This is a genomic window from Streptomyces sp. NPDC003327 (assembly GCF_053589515.1).
In genome coordinates, this window is sequence record NZ_JBSFSA010000023.1 from 53022 (window position 1) to 75521 (window position 22500).

General features: G+C 73.9%; 15 protein-coding genes. 7 read left to right on the forward strand and 8 right to left on the reverse strand.

The genetic code is table 11. The annotated features are described in order from the left end of the window. Positions 1–18: 18 nt before the first annotated feature. Positions 19–1323 carry an ABC transporter substrate-binding protein gene (locus tag ACWDVG_RS19070; protein WP_451700417.1) on the reverse strand — a complete coding sequence of 435 codons (1305 nt, stop codon included), beginning with the start codon at positions 1321–1323 and terminating at the stop codon, positions 19–21. 286 nt (positions 1324–1609) lie between these two features. Here ACWDVG_RS19070 and ACWDVG_RS19075 point away from each other — a divergent pair, with 286 nt between their 5' ends. Continuing rightward, positions 1610–4384 carry a glycosyl hydrolase gene (locus tag ACWDVG_RS19075; RefSeq protein ID WP_451700418.1) on the forward strand — a complete coding sequence of 925 codons (2775 nt, stop codon included), beginning with the start codon at positions 1610–1612 and terminating at the stop codon, positions 4382–4384. 184 nt (positions 4385–4568) lie between these two features. Here the strand turns inward: ACWDVG_RS19075 and ACWDVG_RS19080 are convergent, their stop codons facing one another. Beyond that, entirely contained in the window at positions 4569–5594 is a 1026-nt protein-coding gene (locus ACWDVG_RS19080) for a LacI family DNA-binding transcriptional regulator (RefSeq protein ID WP_451700419.1), read from the reverse strand. Between the two features lie 198 nt (positions 5595–5792). Between ACWDVG_RS19080 and ACWDVG_RS19085 the strand changes: the two genes are divergently transcribed. After that, complete coding sequence (locus ACWDVG_RS19085; RefSeq protein ID WP_451700420.1) at positions 5793–6929, forward strand: AI-2E family transporter; 1137 nt, start codon at positions 5793–5795, stop codon at positions 6927–6929. 42 nt (positions 6930–6971) lie between these two features. Then, positions 6972–8993 carry a prolyl oligopeptidase family serine peptidase gene (locus ACWDVG_RS19090; protein ID WP_451700448.1) on the forward strand — a complete coding sequence of 674 codons (2022 nt, stop codon included), beginning with the start codon at positions 6972–6974 and terminating at the stop codon, positions 8991–8993. A 103-nt stretch (positions 8994–9096) separates the two neighbouring features. On the opposite strand, the gene katG is transcribed toward ACWDVG_RS19090, so the two are convergent. The 3 genes from katG to ACWDVG_RS19105 all read right to left on the reverse strand — a co-directional run bounded on the left by katG (position 9097) and on the right by ACWDVG_RS19105 (position 14882). Then, positions 9097–11328: a catalase/peroxidase HPI gene (gene katG / locus ACWDVG_RS19095; protein WP_451700422.1), complete on the reverse strand. Its 2232-nt coding sequence runs from the start codon at positions 11326–11328 to the stop codon at positions 9097–9099. A 204-nt stretch (positions 11329–11532) separates the two neighbouring features. Continuing rightward, positions 11533–13413 carry a serine/threonine-protein kinase gene (locus ACWDVG_RS19100; protein WP_451700423.1) on the reverse strand — a complete coding sequence of 627 codons (1881 nt, stop codon included), beginning with the start codon at positions 13411–13413 and terminating at the stop codon, positions 11533–11535. A gap of 101 nt (positions 13414–13514) precedes the next feature. After that, positions 13515–14882: a cytochrome P450 gene (locus ACWDVG_RS19105; RefSeq protein WP_451700424.1), complete on the reverse strand. Its 1368-nt coding sequence runs from the start codon at positions 14880–14882 to the stop codon at positions 13515–13517. 321 nt (positions 14883–15203) lie between these two features. On the opposite strand from ACWDVG_RS19105, the gene ACWDVG_RS19110 reads away from it, so the two are divergent. Beyond that, on the forward strand, positions 15204–16241 hold the full coding sequence (locus ACWDVG_RS19110; protein WP_451700425.1) for an SGNH/GDSL hydrolase family protein: 1038 nt from the start codon (positions 15204–15206) through the stop codon (positions 16239–16241). Positions 16242–16329: 88 nt separating this feature from the next. Here the strand turns inward: ACWDVG_RS19110 and ACWDVG_RS19115 are convergent, their stop codons facing one another. Next, positions 16330–17133 (reverse strand): phosphatidate cytidylyltransferase, encoded by an 804-nt coding sequence (locus ACWDVG_RS19115; protein ID WP_451700426.1) that lies wholly within the window; start codon positions 17131–17133, stop codon positions 16330–16332. Next, positions 17130–18878 (reverse strand): aminotransferase class I/II-fold pyridoxal phosphate-dependent enzyme, encoded by a 1749-nt coding sequence (locus ACWDVG_RS19120; protein WP_451700427.1) that lies wholly within the window; start codon positions 18876–18878, stop codon positions 17130–17132. Before ACWDVG_RS19120 ends, ACWDVG_RS19115 begins: the two co-directional genes overlap by 4 nt. A gap of 158 nt (positions 18879–19036) precedes the next feature. Between ACWDVG_RS19120 and ACWDVG_RS19125 the strand changes: the two genes are divergently transcribed. The 3 genes from ACWDVG_RS19125 to ACWDVG_RS19135 all read left to right on the forward strand — a co-directional run bounded on the left by ACWDVG_RS19125 (position 19037) and on the right by ACWDVG_RS19135 (position 21344). After that, positions 19037–19831, forward strand: coding sequence for an N-formylglutamate amidohydrolase (locus tag ACWDVG_RS19125; protein ID WP_451700428.1), 795 nt, complete (start codon positions 19037–19039; stop codon positions 19829–19831). Positions 19832–19938: 107 nt separating this feature from the next. Further along, entirely contained in the window at positions 19939–20337 is a 399-nt protein-coding gene (locus ACWDVG_RS19130; RefSeq protein WP_451700429.1) for an ATP-binding protein, read from the forward strand. Between the two features lie 137 nt (positions 20338–20474). Next, positions 20475–21344: a SigB/SigF/SigG family RNA polymerase sigma factor gene (locus ACWDVG_RS19135; RefSeq protein ID WP_451700430.1), complete on the forward strand. Its 870-nt coding sequence runs from the start codon at positions 20475–20477 to the stop codon at positions 21342–21344. A gap of 176 nt (positions 21345–21520) precedes the next feature. Here the strand turns inward: ACWDVG_RS19135 and thpD are convergent, their stop codons facing one another. Then, entirely contained in the window at positions 21521–22423 is a 903-nt protein-coding gene (gene thpD, locus ACWDVG_RS19140) for an ectoine hydroxylase (RefSeq protein WP_451700431.1), read from the reverse strand. Between the last annotated feature and the right edge of the window lie 77 nt (positions 22424–22500).

Consider the following 22500-nt stretch of genomic DNA (forward strand, 5'->3'; position numbering starts at 1 on the left):
GGGAGGGGAAGGGGCGCGTCAGCCGAGGGTGTTGGCGACGCCCTTCTTCGCGTTCGACCAGGCGTCCTCGGGCGAGGTGCCCTTGCGCTCGACCTCGCTCAGCGCGTTGGTGATCTGCTGCGCGATGTTCTGGTCGTGCAGACCGAGGACCTGGACGGGGGCCTCCTTCACGGCCTCGCCGAAGATCTTCCCGATCGGGGCGCCGGAGAAGTACGGGTCGGTCGCTCCGGCGACCGCGTCGATCGCGCCCGTGGCGGACGGGAAGTTGCCCTGCTTGCGGAAGAGCTTGGCCTGCTGCTCGGGGGCGGTGAGCCAGGCGATCAGCTCGTACGCCTCCTTCTTGTGCTTGGCCGCCTTGGGCACGGCGAGGTAGGAGCCGCCCCAGTTGCCCGCGCCGCCCGGGAGCTTGGCGACGTCCCACTTGCCCTTGCCGGCCTCGCCCGCCTGGCCCTTGATGTAGCCGAGCATCCAGGCGGGGCACGGGATGGTGGCGAAGGAACCGGCGGCGAAGGCCTGGTTCCACTGCGGCGACCACTGGTCGAGCTTGGCGCTCAGCCCGTCCTGCGCGGCGGCGACGGAGTGGTCCCAGGCGTCGCGCAGGGCCGGGTTCGTCTCCCAGATCAGCGCGCCGGAGGCGTCGTAGTACCGCTCCTTCTGCTGGCCGATCATGATCGAGTAGAGGCTGCCGACGCTGTCGAGCCAGGCGCTCTTGCCGGGGGCCTTCGCCTTGTACTGCTTGCCGAGGGCCAGGTAGCCGTCCCAGGTGGACCAGCGCTTGGCGAGTTCCTCGCGGTCGGTGGGGAGCCCGGCCTGCCGGAACAGGTCCGTGCGGTAGCACATCGCCTCGGGGCCGACGTCGGTGCCGAGGCCGAGGACCTCGCCGTTCTTCGCGGTGGCGGCCGCCCACTTGGCGTCGGCGAACTGCGCCTTCAGCCCGTCCGCGCCGTACTTCCGGAGGTCCTCGAAGCGCTCGGTCTGCTGCTGGGTGACCGAGGCGATCCGGCCGACCTCGATGCCCTGGACGTCGGCGAGGCCGGCGCCGCCCGCGAGGCGGGTCTGGAGGGACTTCCAGTAGTCGGCCTCGTCCTCGGTGTCCGTCTGCTTGATGGTGACGCCGGGGTGCAGCTTCTCGTACTCGGCGTAGAGCCCGGCCTCCTTGTAGCCGAAGGAGCCGAACAGGTCCACGGTGATCGTGACCCCGCCCCCCGCGCCGTCGGCGGACGTCCCGTCCGTCGAACTCCCGCAGGCGGCGAGCAGCGCCCCGGTGAGTGCGACCGCGCCCAGGCGGACGACGGCTCTCTTGGCGGCTCGGGCGATGGGCATGGGAAGCCTCCCTTGGCTCCGGACGACGAGAGACGCTTGAGAGCGCTCTCAGCAATGCGGTTGGAGCGTGCCCCTGGCGTGCCCGTCCCGTCAAGAGTTGAAGGCGTAACGGCTTGGACTCGGGGCCAAGTCAGGTCTGTGCGCGCTCTCTTGACACCCAGGTTTCGGGAGTTTTACGTTTCCGGCCATCTGAGAGCGCTCTCGAAGCAGTCGGGAAACGCACTCGGGATCTCGCTCCGCATGCCGCACCACCCCCCCATCCCCTCCTCCCCACGAGGTGCCGTACATGCCAGCCCCCCGACCCCGACCGGCCGCAGCCCTGGTCCTGGTCTCCGCCCTCGCCGCCCTGGGACTCGGCCCCGCCGCAGCCCCCGCGGCCGCCGCCACGATCCCCGTCGGCGCCGGAAGCCACTCCGACACCCGCCCCGCCGGAACCTCCGGCCCCACCACCAACACCGGCACCCCGGTGACCCCCAAGGTCACCGCCGCCGCCCAGGGCAAACCCGTCCCCACCAACGACTGGTGGTCCTCCCTGGCCTTCCAGCGCTACGGCGACAACCCGTACTCGACCCCGATGTACGGCCACCCGCTCACGTACCAGGCCACCGCCGGGGGCCTCGACATCGGCTACCCGACCACCCCCGCCGTCGTCGGCGACGGCCGCCAGTACGAGTACGCCCACAAGCGCGACCTCACCCTCGGCCTCACCGGCCTCAACGCCCCCGACACCAAGGTCGACGCCTGGTCCGACTGGACCGTCACCCCCTACTGGTCCGACGGCGCCCGCACCCTGCGCACCACCATCGGCCACGGCATGCCCTTCGTGTACGCCAAGGGCAGCGGCGGCGACGCGCGGATCACCACCGCCACCGCCCCCGCCGTCTTCGCCGACCAGGGCAACGTCCTCGGCATCACCGTCGCCGGCCACCACTACGCCCTCTTCGCCCCCAGCGGCGCCGACTGGAACGTCTCGGGCTCCACGATCACCGCGGGCCTCGCCGGCAAGGACTACTTCTCCGTCGCCGTCCTGCCCTCCACCGACGCGCTCGCCACCTTCCGCACGTACGCCTACAGCTTCGTCACCGGATCCACCGTGAACTGGAGCAGCGCGGGCGGCACGATACGCGCCACCTACACCCTCACCACCGAGGCCAAGGAGGGCACCGAGCGCGGCACGCTCCAGGCCCTGTACCGGCACCAGTGGCTCCACACGACCGACGCGCTCACCCCGTACACGTACGTCTCCCCGCGCGGCACGATGAAGGTCCGCGCCTCCGCCTCCTTCACCACCGCCCAGAAGGCCGCGCCCGTGCTGCCCGCGCTGCCGCGCACCGGCGGCGTCGACGCGGCCCGGCTGCGCGGCTACCTGAACGAGGTCGCGAACGCCTCCGACCCGTTCTCCGGAGCCGTCGACACCTACTGGACCGGCAAGGCGCTCGGCAAGCTCGCGCAGCTGGTGCCCGTCGCCGACCAGATGGGCGAGGGCGCCGTCCGCGACAAGCTCCTCGGCCTGATCAAGGGCCGCCTGCAGGAGTGGTTCACGGCCGGCGGGGCCGCCGAGTTCTCGTACGACAGGACCTGGAAGACCCTCACCGGCTACCCGGCCTCCTACGGCAGCGACACCGAACTCAACGACCACCACTTCCACTACGGCTACTACGTCTACGCCGCCGCGATCGTCGCGCAGTACGACCCCGCCTGGGCCGCCGACTCCGCCTGGGGCGGCATGGTGAAGACCCTCGTGCGCGACACCGCCAACCCCAGCCGCACCGACTCCGCCTACCCGTTCCTGCGCGGCTTCGACGTCTACGCCGGGCACAGCTGGGCCAGCGGCCACCAGGGCTTCGCCGCGGGCAACAACCAGGAGTCCTCCTCCGAGTCGACCAACCTCAGCGCCGCCCTCGTCCTGTGGGGCTCCGCCACCGGCGACACCGCCCTGCGCGACCTCGGCAGCTATCTGCTCGCCACCGAGGGCGAGGCCATCGCCCAGTACTGGTTCGACGCCGACCAGCAGGTCTTCCCCGGCTCCTACGGCCACGACACCGTCGGCATGGTCTGGGGCAGCGGCGCCGCCTACTCCACCTGGTGGACCGCCAACCCCGAGGAGATCCACGGCATCAACGTCCTGCCCGTGACGGGCGGCTCCCTCCACCTCGGCGGCCACAAGGACGCCGTCCGGCGCAACCTCGCCGAGATGGAGCGCGAGAACGGCGGCCCCGCCGTCGAGTGGCGCGACATCCTCTGGGAGTTCCGCTCCTTCGCCGACCCGGCCGCCGCGAAGGCCCAGTGGGACGCCGGCCAGGGCTACACGCCGGAGGCGGGCGAGTCCCGCGCCCACACCTACCACTGGATCGCGACCCTCGACGCGATCGGCGCGCCCGACCCGTCCGTGACCGCCGACCTGCCCACGGCCGCCGCCTTCACCAAGGGCACCACGCGCACCTACGTCGCCCACAACCACGGCGCCGCCGCCCGTACCGTCACCTTCTCCGACGGCCGGACCCTCGCCGTCCCCGCCCGCTCCACCGCCACCGCCACCGGACCCGGCTCCACCGACCCGGACCCGGACCCCGAGCCGTCCACCGGCAACACCTTCCAGCTCCGCTCCGGCGGCACGCTCACCACGACCACCGGCGGCACGGAGGGCGCCGACACCGTCCTGTCCGCACAGGGCGCCAACCACGACGGCACGCCGAACAGGCCGCTCGTCTACCGGGCCACGGGCGTCAACGGCACCCTGCGGCCGGGCGCCGCGACCTCCTTCCGCCTCCAGCTCGACGCCGGTACGACGGTCGGCCTCGGCCAGCAGGCGCGCGTCAGCTACGACCTGACCGGCGACGGCACCTTCGAGCGGACGGAGACCTACCACTACTTCGCCACCGACCCGGTCACCGGCTGGGAGGAGTACACCCAGGCCCGCGGCCTGAAGTCCGCCACCGGAACCCTCGGCGACCTGCGGGGCGGCACGATCAGGCTGGAGGTCTGGAGCGCGATCGGCAACGGCGACGCGCGCCTGCGGACGGGCGCCGACCGGTCCGTCGTCGTCATCCCGTACGACTGACCCCTGACCCGCCTCCGGGCGGGGACCAGGAACGGAAGCGGCGGGCCCGGGAGCGTCTCCCGGGCCCGCCGCGCGCGTGCTCGTCCGTGCGGCGGCCGCGGGCGTACGTCCGCGGCCGTCAGCCGTCAGCCGTCAGCCGTCAGCCGTCAGCCGTCAGGCGGGGGGCGTCGGGCGGGGGGTGGCGTCAGGCGGAGGCGCGCCGCACCAGCGAGGTCGGGGTGATCACCGACTCCGGGACCTCGCCCCCGGCCCCGTCCATCACCCGCAGCAGCAGCTTCACCATCAGCCGTCCCATGCCCTCGACGTCCTGGCGCACCGTCGTCAGCGCAGGCGAGCTGCGGTGCACCACCGAGGCCATGTCGTCGAAGCCGACCACCGCCACGTCCTCCGGCACCCGCACCCCGCGCTCCCGCAGCGTCCGCAGCGCGCCGAGCGCCATCAGGTCGTTGGCGACGAACACGCCGTCGAGGTCCGGCCGCCGGTCCAGCAGTTCGGCCATCGCCCGCTCCCCGCTCTCCTCGGTGAACTCCCCCCGGCACACCAGCCCGGGATCGGCGTCGAGGAGCACGTCGCGGTAGCCGTGCAACCGGTCGAGGGCCGACGTCTGGTCCACCGGGCCCGAGATGTGCGCGACGGTACGCCGCCCCAGGCCCACCAGGTGCCGTACGGCCTCGCGCGCGCCGCCCCGGTTGTCGCAGTCCACGAACGGCACGGCCGGGTCCGTGCCGGGTGCGGGCCGCCCGCCGAGGACCAGCGGCACCCGGGTCCTGTCGAGCAGCTCCACCAGCGCGTCGTCGCCGTGCAGCGAGAAGGCCAGCGCCCCGTCGACGTGCCCGCCGCCCAGATAGCGGGCGATCCGGTCGTGGTCGCCGGGCCCCTCCACCCAGAGCAGCACCAGCTGCGTGTCGTGGGCGGTCAGCTCCCGGCTGATCCCGCGCACCTGCTGCTCGAAGAACGGGTCCGAGAAGATCCGGAACTCCGGCTCCGCGATGATCACCGCCACCGCGCCGTTGCGCCGGGTGACCAGCGTGCGGGCCGCGTGGTTCGGGACGTAACCGAGCTCCTCGACTGCCCTGCGGACCTTCTCGACCAGCGGCGCCCGGACGCCCGCCCCGCCGTTGACGACCCGTGAGGCGGTGGCGCGGGAGACCCCGGCGCGCGCGGCGACGGCTTCCAGGGTGGGGCGCGTCCCGGTGGTCTGCTCGGGCAAGGCGGGCACTCCTCGTCTGCGGATGGGGCCGTCCGGCCCGGTGGACACGGACACCGCCCAGGATATCCGCAGCCCGCACCGGATGAGAGCGCTCTCAACGCTTTCTCCGGGCCCGGTCGGGCGAATGCCTCCCCGCGGGTCGGGCGAACGTCGGGCCGCGCGCGTGGCCCGCGCCGCCACCGGTGGTAGGTCGAGCCCATGCAGCCAGGCACACCCCCGCAGGTGCACCCGTTCCTCCGCACGGCCGCCGCCCACGCGTGGCGCCTGCTCGTCGTCGGCGCCCTCGTCTACGCCCTCTTCGCCCTGCTCGGCCGCTTCCACGAGATCGGCGTCGCCGTCTTCCTCGGCCTGGTCGTCACCGCGCTGCTCCGCCCCGTCGTCGACCTCGCCGCCCGCGGCCTGCCCCGCCCCCTCGCCGTCGCCCTCACCCTGCTCGGCGGGATCGCGCTCGTCCTCGGCGTCCTCACCTTCGTCGGCGAGGCCGTCGCCGGGGAGCGCACCACCCTGGCCCGCGAGTTCAGGGAGGGCCTCGGCCGCATCGAGGCGTGGCTGGAGCGGGCCCCCTTCCGGGTGGACCCCGGGGCCCTGACCGACCTCCAGTCCCGGATCGGCCAGTTCTTCTCCAGCCACCGCTCCGCCCTGGTCGGCGAGGCGGTGAGCGGGGCGCACCACGTGGTCGCCGTCCTCACCACCCTGGCCCTCGCGCTCTTCTGCGCGGTGCTCTTCGTCCACGCGGGGGACCGCCAGTGGGCCTGGTTCCGCGACCAGCTGCCCCCGCACGTCCGCGGCCGCGTCGACACCGGCGGCCGGGCCGCCTGGCGCACCTTCACCGGCTACACGCACGGCATCGTCCTCGTCGCCGCCGTCAACGCGCTCCTCGTCGGCCTCGCCCTCCGGCTCCTCGGCGTGCCGCTCGCCGTGCCGCTGGCGCTCCTGGAGTTCGTCGCCGCCTTCGTCCCGCTGATCGGCTCGCCCGTCGCGCTCGCGGTCGCCGCCGTGGTCGCCCTCGCCGCCGAGGGCCCGGTGGTCGCCGGGATCGTGGTGGCCCTCATCGTGGTCATCGGCCAGATCGAGGGGCATCTGCTGCATCCGCTAGTCATGAGCTGGGCGGTGCGGCTGCACCCCCTGGTCGTCGCGCTCTCCGTCGTCGCGGACTCGATCGCGGCGGGCATCGTCGGCGCCGTCGTGGCCGTGCCTCTGGTGTCGGTCGTCTGGTCGGTCCGTACGGCCCTGCGCGGCACCGGCACCGGCACCGGCGCGGAGGCGGGCCCGGCCCCCGGTGGAGGCGCCGGCAGCCCCGGAGATGGCCCCGGAAAGGGCCCCGCCTCCGGGTGACCCTTCTCGCTCCGCCGTCCGGACCTGCACAATCGACCTGTGATCGATGACGACGACCCGTACCTGTGGCTGGAAGACGTACTCGGAGAGGAGGCCCTCGCCTGGGTGGCCGAGCGGAACGCGGAGACGGCCGCCGAGCTGGCCGCCGACCCCGGCTTCGCCCCGCTCAAGGCCCGTGTGCGGGAGGTCCTGGACGCCTCCGACCGCATCCCGTACACCACCCGCCGGGGACCGTACCTCTACAACTTCTGGCGCGACGCCGACCACGTGCGGGGCGTGTGGCGGCGCACCACGCCCGAGCGCTACCGCAAGGACGACCCGGAGTGGGAGGTCCTCCTCGACGTCGACGCGCTCGCCGAGGCCGAGGGCGAGCCCTGGGTGTGGGCCGGGGCCCGGGTCCGCAGGCCGGAGTTCGACCGCGCCCTCCTGCTGCTCTCGCGGGACGGCGGCGACGCCACCGTGGTGCGCGAGTTCGACCTCGCCGCGCGCGCCTTCGTCGAGGACGGCTTCACCGTCCCGGAGGCGAAGACGCGCGTCTGCTGGATCGACGAGGACACCGTCTTCGTCGGCACCGACCACGGACCGGGCTCCCTGACCGACTCCGGCTATCCGCGCACGGTCCGCCGCTGGCGCCGCGGCACCCCGCTGGAGGACGCTCCGACGGTGTACGAGGCCGGGGCGGCGGACGTGTCGGCCTGGAGCAGCCACGACACCACCCCCGGCTACGAGCGGTCGTTCGTCGGCCGGTCGCTGGACTTCTTCCGCAGTGAGACGCACCTGCTGCGCCCCGACGGCACCCTCGTCCGGATCGACGTCCCCGAGGACGCCGAGGTCTACGCCCACCGCGAACACCTGATCGTCACGCTCAAGTCCGCGTGGCTGGGGCAGCGGGCCGGCTCCCTCCTCGCGTTCGGCTTCGACGCCTTCCTCGCCGGCGACCGCACCCCGACCGTGCTGTTCGTGCCCGACGAGCGGACCGCGCTCGCCGGGCACTCCTGGACCCGGCACCACCTGATCCTGGAGCTGATGCGGGACGTCAGCACCCACATCGAGGTCCTCACCCCCACCGCCGACGGCGGCCCGTGGACCCGCGAGCCGCTGGCCGACGTCCCCGCGCTCTCCGCCGTCACCGTCGTCGACACCGACCCCGACGTCTCGGACGAGTACTTCCTGGACGTCTCCGGGTTCCTCCAGCCGTCCACGCTCTCCTACGGGCGGATCGGCGGCGACTCCGAGATCCTCAAGCAGGCCCCCGCCCGCTTCGACACCACGGGCCTCGCCGTCCGGCAGCACTTCGCCACCTCGGCCGACGGCACCCGCGTCCCGTACTTCGTGATCGGCCCCGACCGCACCGGACCGGACGCCCCGGGCCCCGGCCCCACCCTCCTGTACGGCTACGGCGGCTTCGAGGTCTCCCTCACCCCGTTCTACGGCGCCGTCACCGGCCGGGCCTGGCTGGAGCGCGGCGGCACGTACGTGATCGCGAACATCCGGGGCGGCGGCGAGTACGGGCCGGGCTGGCACCGGGCCGCGCTCCGCGCCGAACGGCCGCGCGCCTTCGAGGACTTCGCGGCCGTCGCCGAGGACCTCGTCGCCCGCGGGATCACCACCCCGGCGATGCTCGGCGCCGCCGGCGGCAGCAACGGCGGGCTGCTCATGGGCGCCATGCTCACCCGCTACCCGCGGCTCTTCGGCGCGATCGTCGCCCAGGTGCCGCTGCTCGACATGCTGCGGTTCCACAAGCTCCTCGCCGGGGCGTCCTGGATCGCCGAGTACGGCGACCCCGAGGTCGAGGCCGACCGGCCGCACCTGCGGGACCTCTCCCCGTACCACCGGCTCACCGCGGACGCCGCGTACCCGCCGCTCCTCCTGATGACCTCGACCCGCGACGACCGGGTCCACCCCGGGCACGCCCGGAAGGTCGCGGCGCGGCTGCGGGAGCTCGGCCACCCGGTCCTGCTCCACGAGAACACCGGTGGCGGCCACGCGGGCGCGAGCGACAACGAACAGTCCGCCCACAACCACGCCCTGGTCCACACCTTCCTGCGGCGGCACCTCGGGTAGGGCCCCTCGGGCCCGGCCCCGCGCCGGAGAACGCCGTGGCCGGCGCCCCGCGTCAGGGGCGCCGGCCACGTCTCCGTACGGACGGAGGGTCGGAACGGGGCGCTCAGACCAGGTCGAACCGGTCGAGGTTCATGACCTTGTCCCACGCCTTCACGAAGTCCTGGACGAACTTCTCCCTGGCGTCGTCGCTCGCGTACACCTCGGCCACCGCGCGCAGCTCCGCGTTCGACCCGAAGACCAGGTCGGCGCGGGTGCCGGTCCACCGGACCTCGCCCGTGGCGGCGTCGCGGCCCTCGAAGGTGCTCTCGTCGCCGGACGCGGACGTCCAGACGGTGCCCATGTCGAGGAGGTTGACGAAGAAGTCGTTCGTCAGGACCCCGGGGGTGGCGGTGAGGACGCCGTGCGAGGACTGCTGGTGCGTGGCGCCGAGGACGCGCAGACCGCCGACCAGGACCGTCATCTCCGGTGCGCTCAGGGTGAGCAGGTTGGCCCTGTCGACGAGGAGGTACTCGGCGGTGAGGCGGTGGCCCTTGCCGAGGTAGTTCCGGAAGCCGTCGGCGGTGGGCTCCAGGGCGGCGAACGACTCCACGTCCGTCTGCTCCTGCGAGGCGTCGGTACGGCCCGGGGTGAACGGCACCTCGATCGGCACCCCGGCGTCGGCGGCGGCCCGCTCCACGGCGGCGACGCCGCCGAGCACGACGATGTCGGCCGTCGAGATCCGCTTGTCGCCGCTCTGCTCGTCGTTGAAGGCCTCGCGGACGCCCTCCAGGGTGCGCAGCACCGTCGCCAGGCGGTCCGGGTCGTTGACCTCCCAGCCGCTCTGCGGCTGGAGCCGGATGCGGCCGCCGTTGGCGCCGCCGCGCTTGTCGCTGCCGCGGAAGGACGAGGCCGCCGCCCAGGCGGTGGAGACCAGCTCGGCGACGGACAGGCCCGAGCGCAGGATGCGGCCCTTCAGGTCGGCGACGTCCGCGGCGTCCACGAGAGCGTGGGTCACCGGCGGCAGCGGGTCCTGCCAGATCAGCTCCTCGGTGGGCACCTCCGGGCCGAGGTAGCGGACGACGGGGCCCATGTCGCGGTGGGTCAGCTTGAACCAGGCGCGGGCGAAGGCGTCCGCGAACTCCTGCGGGTTCTCGTGGAAGCGCCGGGAGATCTGCTCGTACGCCGGGTCGAAGCGCAGCGACAGGTCGGTCGTCAGCATGGTCGGGGCGTGCCGCTTCGACGGGTCGTGGGCGTCGGGGACGGTGCCCGCGCCCGCGCCGTCCTTCGGCCGCCACTGGTGGGCGCCCGCGGGGCTGGTGAAGAGCTCCCACTCGTAGCCGAAGAGGATGTCGAAGAAGCTGTTGTCCCAGGCCGTCGGGGTGGTCGTCCAGATGCCCTCGAGACCGCTGGTGATGGCGTCGCCGCCCTTGCCGGTGCCGAAGGTGCTGTGCCAGCCGAAGCCCTGCTGCTCGACGGGGGCCGCCTCGGGGTCCGGGCCGACGCTGTCCGCGGGTCCGGCGCCGTGGGTCTTGCCGAAGGTGTGGCCGCCCGCGATCAGGGCGACGGTCTCCTCGTCGTTCATCGCCATCCGGTGGAACGTCTCGCGGATGTCACGGGCTGCGGCGAGCGGGTCGGGGTTGCCGTTCGGGCCCTCGGGGTTGACGTAGATGAGGCCCATCTGGACGGCGGCGAGCGGGTTCTCCAGCTCGCGCTCACCGGTGTAGCGCTCGTCGCCGAGCCAGGTGGTCTCGGGGCCCCAGTAGACGTCCTCGTCGGACTCCCACTCGTCGACGCGGCCGCCGCCGAAGCCGAAGGTCTCGAAGCCCATGGTCTCCAGGGCGACGTTGCCGGCGAGGATCATCAGATCGGCCCAGGAGAGGTTGCGGCCGTACTTCTTCTTGACCGGCCACAGCAGGCGGCGGGCCTTGTCGAGGTTGCCGTTGTCCGGCCAGCTGTTCAGCGGGGCGAAACGCTGCTGTCCCGCTCCGGCGCCGCCGCGGCCGTCGCTGATGCGGTACGTTCCCGCGCTGTGCCAGGCCATGCGGACCATGAAGGGGCCGTAGTGGCCGAAGTCCGCCGGCCACCAGTCCTGCGAGGTGGTCAGCACCTCGGCGATGTCCCGCTTCACCGCGGGCAGGTCGAGCGTGCGAAATGCCTCGGCGTAGTCGAAATCGGCACCGAGCGGATTGGTCACGGGCTGATTCTTGGCAAGAATCCGCAGATTCAGCCGTTCCGGCCACCACTGGCGGTTTCCGCCGCCCTGGGTCGGGTGCGGGGCGCGCCCGTGCGGGACCGGACAGCCACCTCCGCCCTCGTTCTTCGCGTCTACGACGATGGCGTCATGGTTCTCAGACATGGGGTTTCCCGTCCCTTGGCCAGTCAACGAAAACGATCCTACGAACGGGCCTATCCAAGTCAAGAAGACCGCGGAATTCACGAGACGGGCCCAATCCACGGAGTGGCCGGAATTGCAGGGTCACCGGAATTGCGGAATCCGGTGCGGCGCCCGCAATTCCGGGGAACCGGACAAAAAGAATTCGCGTCCGAATCCCGGCGGTGATCAGCCTGCCGCTCCGGTGGCGGCCGCTCCGCGCCAGACCGTGACGTCGAGGGTGAGGTAGGTGCTCGGCGAGTCCTCGGGCGAGAAACCCCGCACCGTCACGAGCCCCACGTGGCCGGTTCCCGTCGTCACACAGACCTGGCGGCCCTGGGACAGCTGGTTCACCCGGAGGTCCTTGGCGAAGCGGGTGTCCGCCAGGCAGGTGGCGAGCGACCCCCGCTGACCGGGGTCGAGCAGCACCAGGGTGCTGTCCGCGCTCTCGGCGTCGAGGAAGCCCCCGGTGTCGTAAGCGAGTTCGTACCCGCCGTCCTCCCCGTTCTGGGGCCGTACGACCTCGTCGCCGAGGGTCAGGTGGTACCCGGCGGTCAGGTTGATGTTCTCGAACACGGCGGGCTTCGGCGCGGCGGGCGGGGCCGAGGCCCGGTCCGTCGGCCGCGCCGTACCGGTGGCACCGGTCGTGGGGCTCGCCGGAGCGCCGCCGCTGCCGCCGGTGCTCGTGCCGCCGCCCCGCGTGCCGCCGACGTTCGCCTCCGTGCCGCTCCCCTCGTCCTTCAGGACGGCCCACGCCGTGACGCCCCCGGCGACGCCGAAGGCCAGCACGGCGGCGAGGGCGACGAGGAGCCCCCGGCGGCCCGGGTTGTTCCGCACGGGCGGCTGCGGGTACGGCTGCGGCTGCGGGTACGGCGCGGTCGCCGGGCCCTGCGCCGGCGCGTACGGGAAGCCGGGCGGCGGCCCGGAGTGCCCCGGCCGAGGACCGACGGGCGGCCCGAATCCGGCCGCGGGCGCGACCGGGTGCGCGGGCGCTGTGGGGGAGTGGCCGACGGACGGCGCGCCGACCGGCGCCGCGGGAGCGGCCGGCGCGCCGCCCGGGGCCCGCGCGGGCGGCCGCGTCGGCGGCGGTACGGGCGCGACGGCCGGTGCGGTCGTCGGCGGGGGCGGCGTCGGTACGGGGGCGGGGGCGGCGGCCCGCGCGGTGATGTCGGCCGAGACCGCGACCGGCAGCCAGTCCTCGGGGCGCCGCAGCACCGTCGCCTCGTTCGCCGCCTGGCACAGGCGGATGATCTCGGCCACGGACGGACGGGCCGCCGGGTCCTTCGCGAGGCAGCGCGTCACGAGCTCGGTGAGCCGCTCCGGCACCGCGCTCAGGTCCGGTTCCTCGTGCACGATCCGGTAGAGCACGCCGTGCGAGGCGCCCTCGCCGAACGCGGACAGCCCCGTCGCCGCGTACGCCGCGACCTGACCGAGCGCGAAGACGTCCGTCGCGGCCGTCACGGTCCGCCCCGCGGCCTGCTCGGGCGCCATGAACGCCGGGGTGCCGACGGCGACCCCGCTGCCGGTGAGCGAGGTCGCGTCCGCGGCGTACGCGATGCCGAAGTCGATCACCCGCGGCCCGTCGGCGGCCAGCAGCACGTTCGACGGCTTGAGGTCACGGTGCACGAGACCGGCGCCGTGGATGACCTGGAGCGCCTCCGCCATGCCCGCGACGAGCAGCAGCACGGTCTCGACGGGGAGCGCCCCGTGTGCGACGACGGCGTCGGCGAGCGACGGGCCCGGCACGTAGGCGGTGGCCAGCCAGGGGCGCGCACCGTCGGGGTCGGCGTCGATGACGGGAGCGGTGAAGAGCCCCTGTACGCGCTGCGCGGAGCGCACCTCCTGCGCGAAGCGGCGGCGGAACTCGGCGTCCTCGCCGAACTCGGGCCGGATCACCTTGATCGCCACCGCCCGGCCGCCGGGCGTGTACGACAGGTACACCTTGCCCATGCCTCCGGCGCCGAGCCGGGCGGCTATCCGGTATCCGGCGACGGTGGTGGGGTCGTCCGCCGCGAGGGGCTGGAAGATGTCGCCCGCCCCCGCCGTCCGCCCCGACTGCTGCCCGCTCATCCGTTCGTGTCTCCCCACGCAGACCTGTGCTGTTCGACGGGCACCCTACCGCCGCGCCAACCTGGCCGCGCGGGCGGCTTCCTGACGGGGGGACAGCCCGGTCAGAGCGCCGCGGAGGTGCGCGGCCGGGCCCGCATGCGCAGGTCGCGCAGCTCCAGCGTCACGGCCGCGGCGAGACGGCCCCGGTGGCCCTCCACGTGCTCCAGTCGCCAGCGGGCGGCGATGGTGGCGAGCGCGAGGGTGGCCTCGACCATGCTGAAGGAGTCGCCGACGCACTTGCGGGCGCCCGCGGCGAAGGGGAGGAAGGAGTGGCGCGCCGGCGCCGCGTCCGGGGAGTCCCAGCGGTCGGGACGGAAGACCTCGGGGTCGTGGTGGAGGTCGGGCCGGTGGTGGATGAGGTAGGGGCTGTAGGCGACGCTGGTCCCGGCCGGCAGCAGGTACCCGCCGAGTTCCGTGTCGGCCGTGACGGAGCGGGTGAAGAACCAGCCCGGCGGGCGCAGCCGCAGGGTCTCGTTGACGACGCCCTCGGTCAGCCGCAGGCGCGGCAGGTCCGCGTGGGTCGCGGGCGCGCCGCCCAGGACGGCGTCGACCTCGGCGTGCAGCCGCTGCTCGACCTCCGGGTGACGGGCCACCAGGTCGAGGGCGGAGGAGAGCGTCGCGGCGGTGCTCTCGATCCCGGCCAGGACGAAGGAGACGATGGTGTCGTTGATCTCGGCGGCGGACATGCCGGGGCGGTCGTCCTCGGGGTCGTGCGCCGCCACCAGCGCCGAGAGCAGGTCGCCGTGGTCGGCTCCGTCGGCGCGGCGCTGGGCGACGATCCGCTCGACGGTGGCGTGCAGCCGGGCGCGGGCGGCGAGGTGGGCGCGGTTGCCGGGCGTGGGCAGGCGGTCCAGCGGCGGGATCAGGAACATGCGCTGGTAGAGGCTCTTGACCACGGTGGTGACGTCGTCGACGATCCGGCCGTGCGCGGCCGCGGACAAGGTGTCGGAGAACAGCGTGGCGGTGATGATCCGGGAGCTGGTCGCCATCATCTCGGCCGGCACGTCGAGGATCTGGCCGGCGCTCCAGGAACCGGTCGTCTCCTCGACGCAGGCCGTCATGACCCGCGCGTAGTCGGGGAGCCGGGCCTGGTGGAAGGCGGGTTGGGAGAGCCGCCGCAGGCGGCGGTGCGCCTGGTGCGGGCAGGAGACCACGCCGTCGCCGATCACCTCGCGCAGCCGGTCGTAGAGCGGTCCGCCCTTGTCGAAGGTGCGGTCGTCGAGGAGGGCCTGCCGGGTGAGGTCGGGATCGCAGATCACCACCATGCCGAGGGGGCCGAGCCGGACGCGGACCAGATCGCCGAGCGCGGGCAGCGAGGTGAGGAACGCCAGCGGGTCCCGCAGCAGCGGCACGACGTGCCCGAGCAGGGGGAGGGCGCGGGGCGCGGTGGGGATCGAGCGGAAGTCCTTCGTGACGCGGTACGGCTCCATGACGTGGTACGGCTCCTTCGCCGAGAGTCCATCCTGAACAAGCGTCGTCTCTAGCGCAGGCCTGCGGTGCCGGACGCCTCCGCCCGGAGAACGGCAGGTCACCGGCCGTCACCCGAGGGGTGCCGGGTTGACGACCGACGACTTTCCGGCCGGACGGCGGCGACCTTCGGCCGGTGAAGATCCGACCATTTGGCTCGATCGGGGAAGGCGGGCCCGCATCATCCGGAATGCCGCCCTCCGGCATGGATGATCTTGGGCGAAGTGCCGTCGCCCCGGGCACCTTCGACCCCGGGGCGTCTCTCTGCCGATCCTGGAGGATCCATGCGACACCCCGTCTCCCGCCTGCGTGCGCGCGCCCTCGCCGTCGGGCTCGCCCTCGCCGCGTCCGCGCTCGTCCCCTCGGGCACCGCGGGCGCGGCGGACGCGTACGAGTGGGCCGCGCTGGGCGACTCGTACACCGCCGGCGGCTTCGTCGGCGACCCGCTGCCCGCCCTGGGCGACGCGTCCCGGGACGGCTGCGACCGCACCACCGGGGCCTACCCGGCCCTGGTCGAGCGGGAGCTCGACGAGTTCCCGCCCGGCAAGCCCGTCCGGCTGACCGACGTGAGCTGCGGCAACGCCACCATCGCCAACATCGCCACCACCAAGCAGAAGCCGATCAGCCCGGTGCGGCCCCCGGCGGGCGGCTGGGCAGAGGTCGACACGCAGATCGAGCGGGCCGGTCTCGGTGCGACGACCGACGTCGTCACCATCGGCATCGGCGGCAACAGCCTGCCCTTCGGCGACATCCTGACCACGTGCCTCAGCCTGGGCGCGAGCGGCGCGTCCTGCCGCGACCACTACACCAACCCCCCGGAGGGCGAGGAGAGCATCGAGGACAGGCTCGCCCGCGTCCAGACCGAGTACGTCGAGATGCTCGCCCAGGTGCACCGGGCGGCGCCCGACGCCAAGGTGATCACGGTCGGCTACCCGGCCGTCCTGCCGGAGGACGGCACCGCCTGCAACCGCCTCGCCCTCACCGAACTGAGCCTCCTCACCCACGCCGACGTCGACTGGCTCCGCGAGAGCGTCCTCGAACCGCTGAACGGCACGATCCAGCGGGTCACGAACTTCTTCGGGGACCGCTACGTCGACGTCTACTCCTCCAGCCTCGGCCACGACGCCTGCCGGCCCGCGGACACCAAGTGGGTCGAGGGCGTCTGCGGTGACGCCGCCGACTACTGGCCCACCAAGGTCGGCGTCCTGAACTGCGGCCTCGTCGGCAAGCGCGCCACCCTGGTCCATCCCAACGCCGCCGGGTACGAGAACACCGCGGCCCAGGTGGAGCGCGCGATCCGCATCGCCCTCCTCGAACTCTGACCTTCTCCGCGCAGGCTGACCTCCGTCACCGGCGCCCGGCACCCCGCACCCGCGTGCGGGGACCCGGGCGCCCGGCCGTACCGGACGCTCAGGACAGCACCAGGAGGACGGCCAGGGCGACGAGCAGGGAGTCGACGCGGTCCAGCAGACCGCCGGAGCCCGGGAGCCAGCCCGCCGCGTCCTTCGCCCCGGCGCCGCGCTTGACCATCGACTCCAGGAGGTCACCCAGCGGGCCGCCGACCGCCACGGCCACCGTCGTCTGCCAGGTCAGCGACGACAGCACGGCGAGCGCCCCGAGACCGGCCGCCGCCCCCGCCAGGGTGCCGCTCCACCGCTTCGCGGGCGACAGCGGGGAGAGCCGGGGCCCGCCGAGACGGCGCCCAGCCCCGTACGCGACGACGTCGGCGATCGACACGGCCACGAACAGCACGAGGCCGAGCGCCCCCAGGGGCACCAGCCCCGCCAGGACGCCCAGCCACACCAGGCCGAGCAGGCCCGCTCCCAGGCGGCGCAGTCCGTGCTCCGCGTCGCCCGCCAGCAGCGGCACGCCGGCGACCGCCAGCGCGCCGACCGCCGCCGCCCGCGCCACCTCCCCGGGCGCCAGCCAGGCGGTGAGGACGAGCCCGACGACCGCCGCGGCGAGCACCGCCCGGTCCACGCGCCCCAGCCGCAGCAGCCCGCCGAACTCCGCCACCGCGACCACCCCGACGACGGAGGCGAGCACCGCGGTCCCCGCCGGGCCGCACCAGAACGCGGCGGTGACCAGCGGCACCCCCAGCGCCCACGCGCACCACCGGACCATCAGCTCCCGCCGGCGCGTCGCCGCCACCGCGACGCCACCGACCGCCAGCGCCCCGCCGAGGTACGGCACGAGCCCGGCGACGCCCGTCACCGGGCCGCCGCGGCGCGCGGAAGCCGGTCCGAAAGGGCCGCCAGGGCACTGCGGCAGGCCGCCACGATCCGGGCGTTCTCCGCCGTGTCGCGCACGGCGATCCGGACGGTCCGCCCCTCGTACGCCGGCGACATCGGCGACAGGTCCCGCAGGTACACGTCGTCGCGGCGGCACGCGCGCACCAGCTCGGCCGCGCTCGGCCCGCCCCGCGGCAGCGTCACCGCGAGGAAGTTCGCCGCGCCCTCCTCGACCGAGGCGAAGCCGTCCAACTCCGCCAGTCCGGCAGCCAGTTCCCGGCGCAGCACATGGGTACGGGCCCAACGCCCCGCGTAGTAGTCCGGATCGCGCAGCGCCGTCACGGCCGCCAGCTGGGCCGGGAGGCTCACCGGCCACGGCGGCGTCCAGCGGCGCAGCGCCACCGCGGTGCCCGGCTCCGCCACCAGATAGGCCGCCCGCATCCCCGACAGCGCGTACATCTTCGACAGCGACGTGCAGACGACGACCCGCGGGTCGGCCGAGGCGAGCGGCGCCAGCGAGTCCGCCGGGTCGACGTACCCGAGGTACGCCTCGTCGATCCACCAGCGGGTACGGGCCGGCGAGGCCTCGATCACGGCGCGGAGCGCGGCGGCGGGCGCGTGGCGGCCGGTGGGGTTGTTCGGGTTGACCACCACCACGAGGTCGTACCGGCCGTCCCGGGTCGCGGCGGCGAGCCGCTCCGGGTCGACCAGCCAGCCGTCCTCGCGGCGCAGCCGCAGCCGGTCCACCCGGCAGCCGATCACCCGCTCGGTCACGTGGGCGTACTCCCCGTAGCTCGGGTCGAGGAGGAGCACCCGGCTGTCCGGGGTCAGCCACCGGCCGAACGCCCGGAAGATCAGGTCGGACGAGCCGGCCCCGACCACCAGCGACTCCACCGGAAGCGCCCGCACCCTGGCGATCTCCGCGAGCAGCCCCTCCGCGCCGGTCGGCGGCGAGGTCCGCGCCGTCCACCCCGGGTCGTCCGCCAGGACGGCGCGCACCGCCGGCGACGGCGGGTACCAGGCGTCCAGCACATCGGCACCGACGACCTCGTGACGGCGCGTCAGGGTGCGGAAGTCCGTCCCGATCGCCGAGAAGAAGGCGCCGCCGTGCTCGCAGCCGTCCTCGCGCGGGGCGAACGGCACGTCGAGCCGCCAGTCCAGACCCGCCCGCAGGCGGGCGAGCGTCCGCCCGTGACGGTCCGCGACCGTCCGCGTCAGCTCCGCCACGGAGCCGCTCAGCACCTCGAAGGTGACCGCCCCCGCGCGGACCGTACGCCCGACCGGCCGCAGCCCCGTGGCGAGGTACAGGCCGAGCAGCTCCGTGCGGCCCATCGCCACCACCCGGCGTCCACCGCGCGCCGCGACCCAGCGCAGCGCCGCGTACATGAGCAGCGACGCCGCCGCCGTGGACCGCCACCGCTCCTCCACCGTCAGGACGCGGATCTCGAAGGGCTCCTCCTCGGTGAGGAGCGGCAGCTCCTCGCGCGTGAGGTACTTGTCGAGGGCGTAGCGGCCGACCCACGGCGGCGTGAGGCTGACGAAGCCGATCCGCGTCTCGCCGCGCGCGGCCACCAGGTACACGTTCTCGCCGTCGAGCCCGTCGCTGAGGCGGCCCGACGCGTGCACCGGGTGCTGGCCGAGTTCCTCCGCGTACACCCGGTGGCGCAGTTCGTGGATCCACTCGCGATCCCGCGGTGTGGCAGCGCGCAGCTGCAGGCTCCGGTCCATGCGTGTCCCCCCTGAGACGGTCCCGTGTTCGAGGCCCCAGCATGGAAGATCACGCCGGGCCCGCACCTGAGTACGCGTACTCAGCCGGGACCGTGCGCGGCCCGGCCCGCGCCGCGGACGCCGGGACAGCGCGGCCCGGTCCGCGAGAGGATGGGCCCGTGACCGCATCGCCCCCGCCCTTCCGCCTCCACCCCGGCGCCCCCGACTCCCCGGTGATCCTGCACGTGCCGCACTCCTCGCGCGCTGTCCCCGACGACGTACGCGCCGGCATCGTCCTCGACGACGACGCCCTCGCGCGCGAGCTCGACCACATCACCGACGCGCACACCGCCGCGCTCGCCGCCGAGGCCGCCGGCCTGGCCGACCGCACGCCGTGGCGGTTCGTGAACGGGCTCTCCCGCCTCGTGGTGGACCCCGAGCGGTTCCCCGACGAGCGGGAGGAGATGCGGGCCGTCGGCATGGGCGCCGTGTACACCCGCACCACCCACCGGGAGCGGCTGCGGCCCGACGGCTTCGACGAGCGCCCGCTCGTGGACCGTTACTTCCATCCGTACGCCGACGCGGTCACCCGGGCCGTCGAGGACCGGCTGGCCGCCGTGGGCCGCGCCGTCGTCGTCGACGTCCACTCGTACCCGAGCAGGCCCCTGCCGTACGAACTCCACGGCGAAGGCCCCCGGCCCCCCGTCTGCCTGGGCACCGACCCCTTCCACACCCCGCCGGAGCTCCTCGCCGCCGCGGAGAAGGCCTTCGCGGGCTTCGGCGGCACCGGGCTCGACAGCCCCTTCGCCGGGGCATACGTTCCCCTGCGGTACTACGGTGAGGACGCGCGGGTCGGCGCCCTGATGGTCGAGATCCGCCGGGACCGCTACATGGACGAACCGGGGGGCCCGGCCGGGCCGGGCCTGGGCGCGCTCGCCGCCGCTCTCGCGGAGCTCGTCGATGCCGCCACCTGAGCGACGCCACGGGAACAAGTGTGTGTAAACCGGTCGAACGCGGGCAGGTGCCCCGGCGTCGGCGTCGTACGACGCACCACGTCCGGGAGGGGAACGGAGGGAAGGTCATGACGGAGACGACCACGGGCCGTCGCACGGGTACGGTCGTGCGGCGTTACGACGGCGGCGACGGCACCATCGCCGCGGCCCGCGACGCCACCGCGGCCTTCCTGCCCCGCACGGAGGAGGGCCTCGACCGCGACGCCGCGCTGCTCGTCGTCAGCGAGCTGGTCACCAACGCCGTCGTCCACGCCCCCGGCCCGCTCGTCCTCGAACTCGCCCTGTGCGGCGACTTTCTGGAGATCGCCGTCTCCGACACGTACGGCGTCCGCCCCGTCGAGCGGCCCCGTGACCCCGAACGCGTCGGCGGCCACGGGGTGGAGATCGTCGCCGCCCTCTGCGAGCGCGTCACCACCGAACCCACGGCCACCGGCAAGCGCGTCACCGCCCGCCTCCGCCTGCGCTGACGAGCCCTCACCACCACGCCGGGCCGACCGCGCCGGGAATCCGCACGCGTGGCCGCCCGAACTCCGGGTAGACGGTGCGCGAGACACCCCCCCCACACAGGCGAGAACGTCCGGCGAGTGGAACTGGAGGCCGTCCCGTGCCGACCGAGGTGGCGAAAGCGACGACGACGAACGCCGAGAACGTGAGCCGTACGCGCCACGGGCTCCCCCGGCTCGACGCCCCGCACGAGGTCGCGCCCCACGACGCGCGCGAGCTGTCGAAGGTGTTCTTCCGGGAACTCGCGCACCGCGAGGAGGGCACCCCGGGGTACCAGTACGCCCGCAACACCCTCATCGAGATGAACATGACGCTCGTCCGGTACGCCGTCGGGCGGTTCCGCGCCCGCGGCGACGAGCGGGAGGACCTGATCCAGGTCGGCACCATCGGCCTCATCAAGGCGATCGACCGCTTCGACCTCTCCCGGGAGGTGGAGTTCGCGACGTTCGCCGTGCCGTGCATCGTCGGCGAGATCAAGCGCTTCTTCCGCGACACCACCTGGGCCGTCCACGTCCCGCGCCGCCTCCAGGAAGCCCGCGTCGAACTGGCCAGGGCCAGCGAGCAGTTGAGCTCCCGGCTCGGCCGCGCCCCGCGCGTCGCCGAACTGGCCGAGGTCATGGAGGTGCCCGAGGAGGAGGTCGTCGAGGCCCAGATCGCCGCGAACGGCTACCACTCCGCCTCCCTCGACGCGGCCCTCGGCGGCGACGACGAGGACGTCGACACCTCCCTCGCCGACGTCATCGGCGAGGAGGACCGGGCGATCGCCCTCTTCGAGGACTTCCACACCCTCGCCCCGCTCGTCGAGAACCTCGACGCGCGCGAACGCATGCTGCTCCACCTGCGCTTCGTGGAGGAACTGACCCAGTCGGAGATCGGCAGGCGGCTCGGCATCTCCCAGATGCACGTCTCCCGGCTCCTCGCCCGCAGCATCGGCCGGCTGCGCGAGGGCCTCCTCGACGCGGCCGCCTGAGGCGGTGCGCGCGTACGGACCCGGGGCGGTGGACCGACCCCGGGTCCGTACGCGTCGGCCGACCCCGGGTTCGTACGCGTGGACCGACCCCGAGTCCGTACGCGCGGGGACCTGCGGCCGGTTCGGTCAGGAAGCGGCGGCGGCCGAGGGGAGCGGGCGCGGCATGACGGTCCTCCTCACGCGCCGACGGGGGTCGTGTCGCGCGCGGCGATGAACGAGGGGCGGCGGACCGGAGCGGCGAAGGGCAGCTCGGGCGCGTTCTCGACGCTGTTGAAGACGAGGAACACGTTGCTGCGCGGGTACGGGGTGATGTTGTCGCCCGAGCCGTGCAGGGCGTTGCAGTCGAACCAGGTGGCCGAGCCCTCGGGACCCGTGAAGTGGCGTATGCCGCAGGCCTCGGCGAAGGTGGTGAGCGCCTCGTTCGACGGCGTCCCCGCGTCCTGCATCTGGAGCGACCGCTTGTAGTTGTCCTTGGGCGTGGCGCCCGCGCAGCCCAGGAACGTCCGGTGCGAACCCGGCATGATCATGAGGCTGCCGTTGGTCGTGTGGTTCGGGGTGAGCGCGATCGAGACGGAGACGGTCCGCATCCGCGGCAGCCCGTCCTCGGCGTGCCAGGTCTCGAAGTCGGAGTGCCAGTAGAAGCCGCTCGCGCCGAACCCCGGCTTGACGTTGACCCGGGACTGGTGGACGTACACGTCGGAGCCGAGGATCTGGCGGGCGCGTCCGACGACGCGCGGATCGGCGGCGAGCCGCGCGAAGACCTCGCTGATCCGGTGCACTTCGAAGACCGATCGGATCTCCTGCGAGCGCGGCTCGACGATCGCGCGCTCGTCCTGCCGGGTCGCCGGGTCGGCGACGAGCCGGTCCAGCTCGGCGCGCAGCTCCGCGACCTCCTCGGGGGTGACGAGCGCGTCGACCGTCACGAAGCCGTCGCGCTCGTACTCCTCCAGCTCTCGGGCCCAGAAGGGACCGGGGGTGCCGGGGGCGGACCAGACGACGGGGTCCTTGCGGCCGATCAGCTCCTCCTCGGGGCCGCGGGTGGGGTAGAGGTCGACGGGGCGGGCGGGTGCGGACGTCATGAGAAGCGGTGCCTTCTTTTCACGTGCGGGGCCCTCGGGGCCGGTGAGAGCTCCGGGGCCCGCGGGGCAGGGGGTGG

Bases quoted from the DNA above. Each gene is read 5' to 3' on its own strand.
- ACWDVG_RS19070 (WP_451700417.1), bottom strand. From the start codon at position 1,323: ATGCCCATCGCCCGAGCCGCCAAGAGAGCCGTCGTCCGCCTGGGCGCG.
- ACWDVG_RS19075 (WP_451700418.1), top strand. From the start codon at position 1,610: ATGCCAGCCCCCCGACCCCGACCGGCCGCAGCCCTGGTCCTGGTCTCC.
- ACWDVG_RS19085 (WP_451700420.1), top strand. From the start codon at position 5,793: ATGCAGCCAGGCACACCCCCGCAGGTGCACCCGTTCCTCCGCACGGCC.
- katG (WP_451700422.1), bottom strand. From the start codon at position 11,328: ATGTCTGAGAACCATGACGCCATCGTCGTAGACGCGAAGAACGAGGGC.
- ACWDVG_RS19100 (WP_451700423.1), bottom strand. From the start codon at position 13,413: ATGAGCGGGCAGCAGTCGGGGCGGACGGCGGGGGCGGGCGACATCTTC.
- ACWDVG_RS19105 (WP_451700424.1), bottom strand. From the start codon at position 14,882: ATGGAGCCGTACCGCGTCACGAAGGACTTCCGCTCGATCCCCACCGCG.
- ACWDVG_RS19110 (WP_451700425.1), top strand. From the start codon at position 15,204: ATGCGACACCCCGTCTCCCGCCTGCGTGCGCGCGCCCTCGCCGTCGGG.
- ACWDVG_RS19120 (WP_451700427.1), bottom strand. From the start codon at position 18,878: ATGGACCGGAGCCTGCAGCTGCGCGCTGCCACACCGCGGGATCGCGAG.
- ACWDVG_RS19130 (WP_451700429.1), top strand. From the start codon at position 19,939: ATGACGGAGACGACCACGGGCCGTCGCACGGGTACGGTCGTGCGGCGT.
- thpD (WP_451700431.1), bottom strand. From the start codon at position 22,423: ATGACGTCCGCACCCGCCCGCCCCGTCGACCTCTACCCCACCCGCGGC.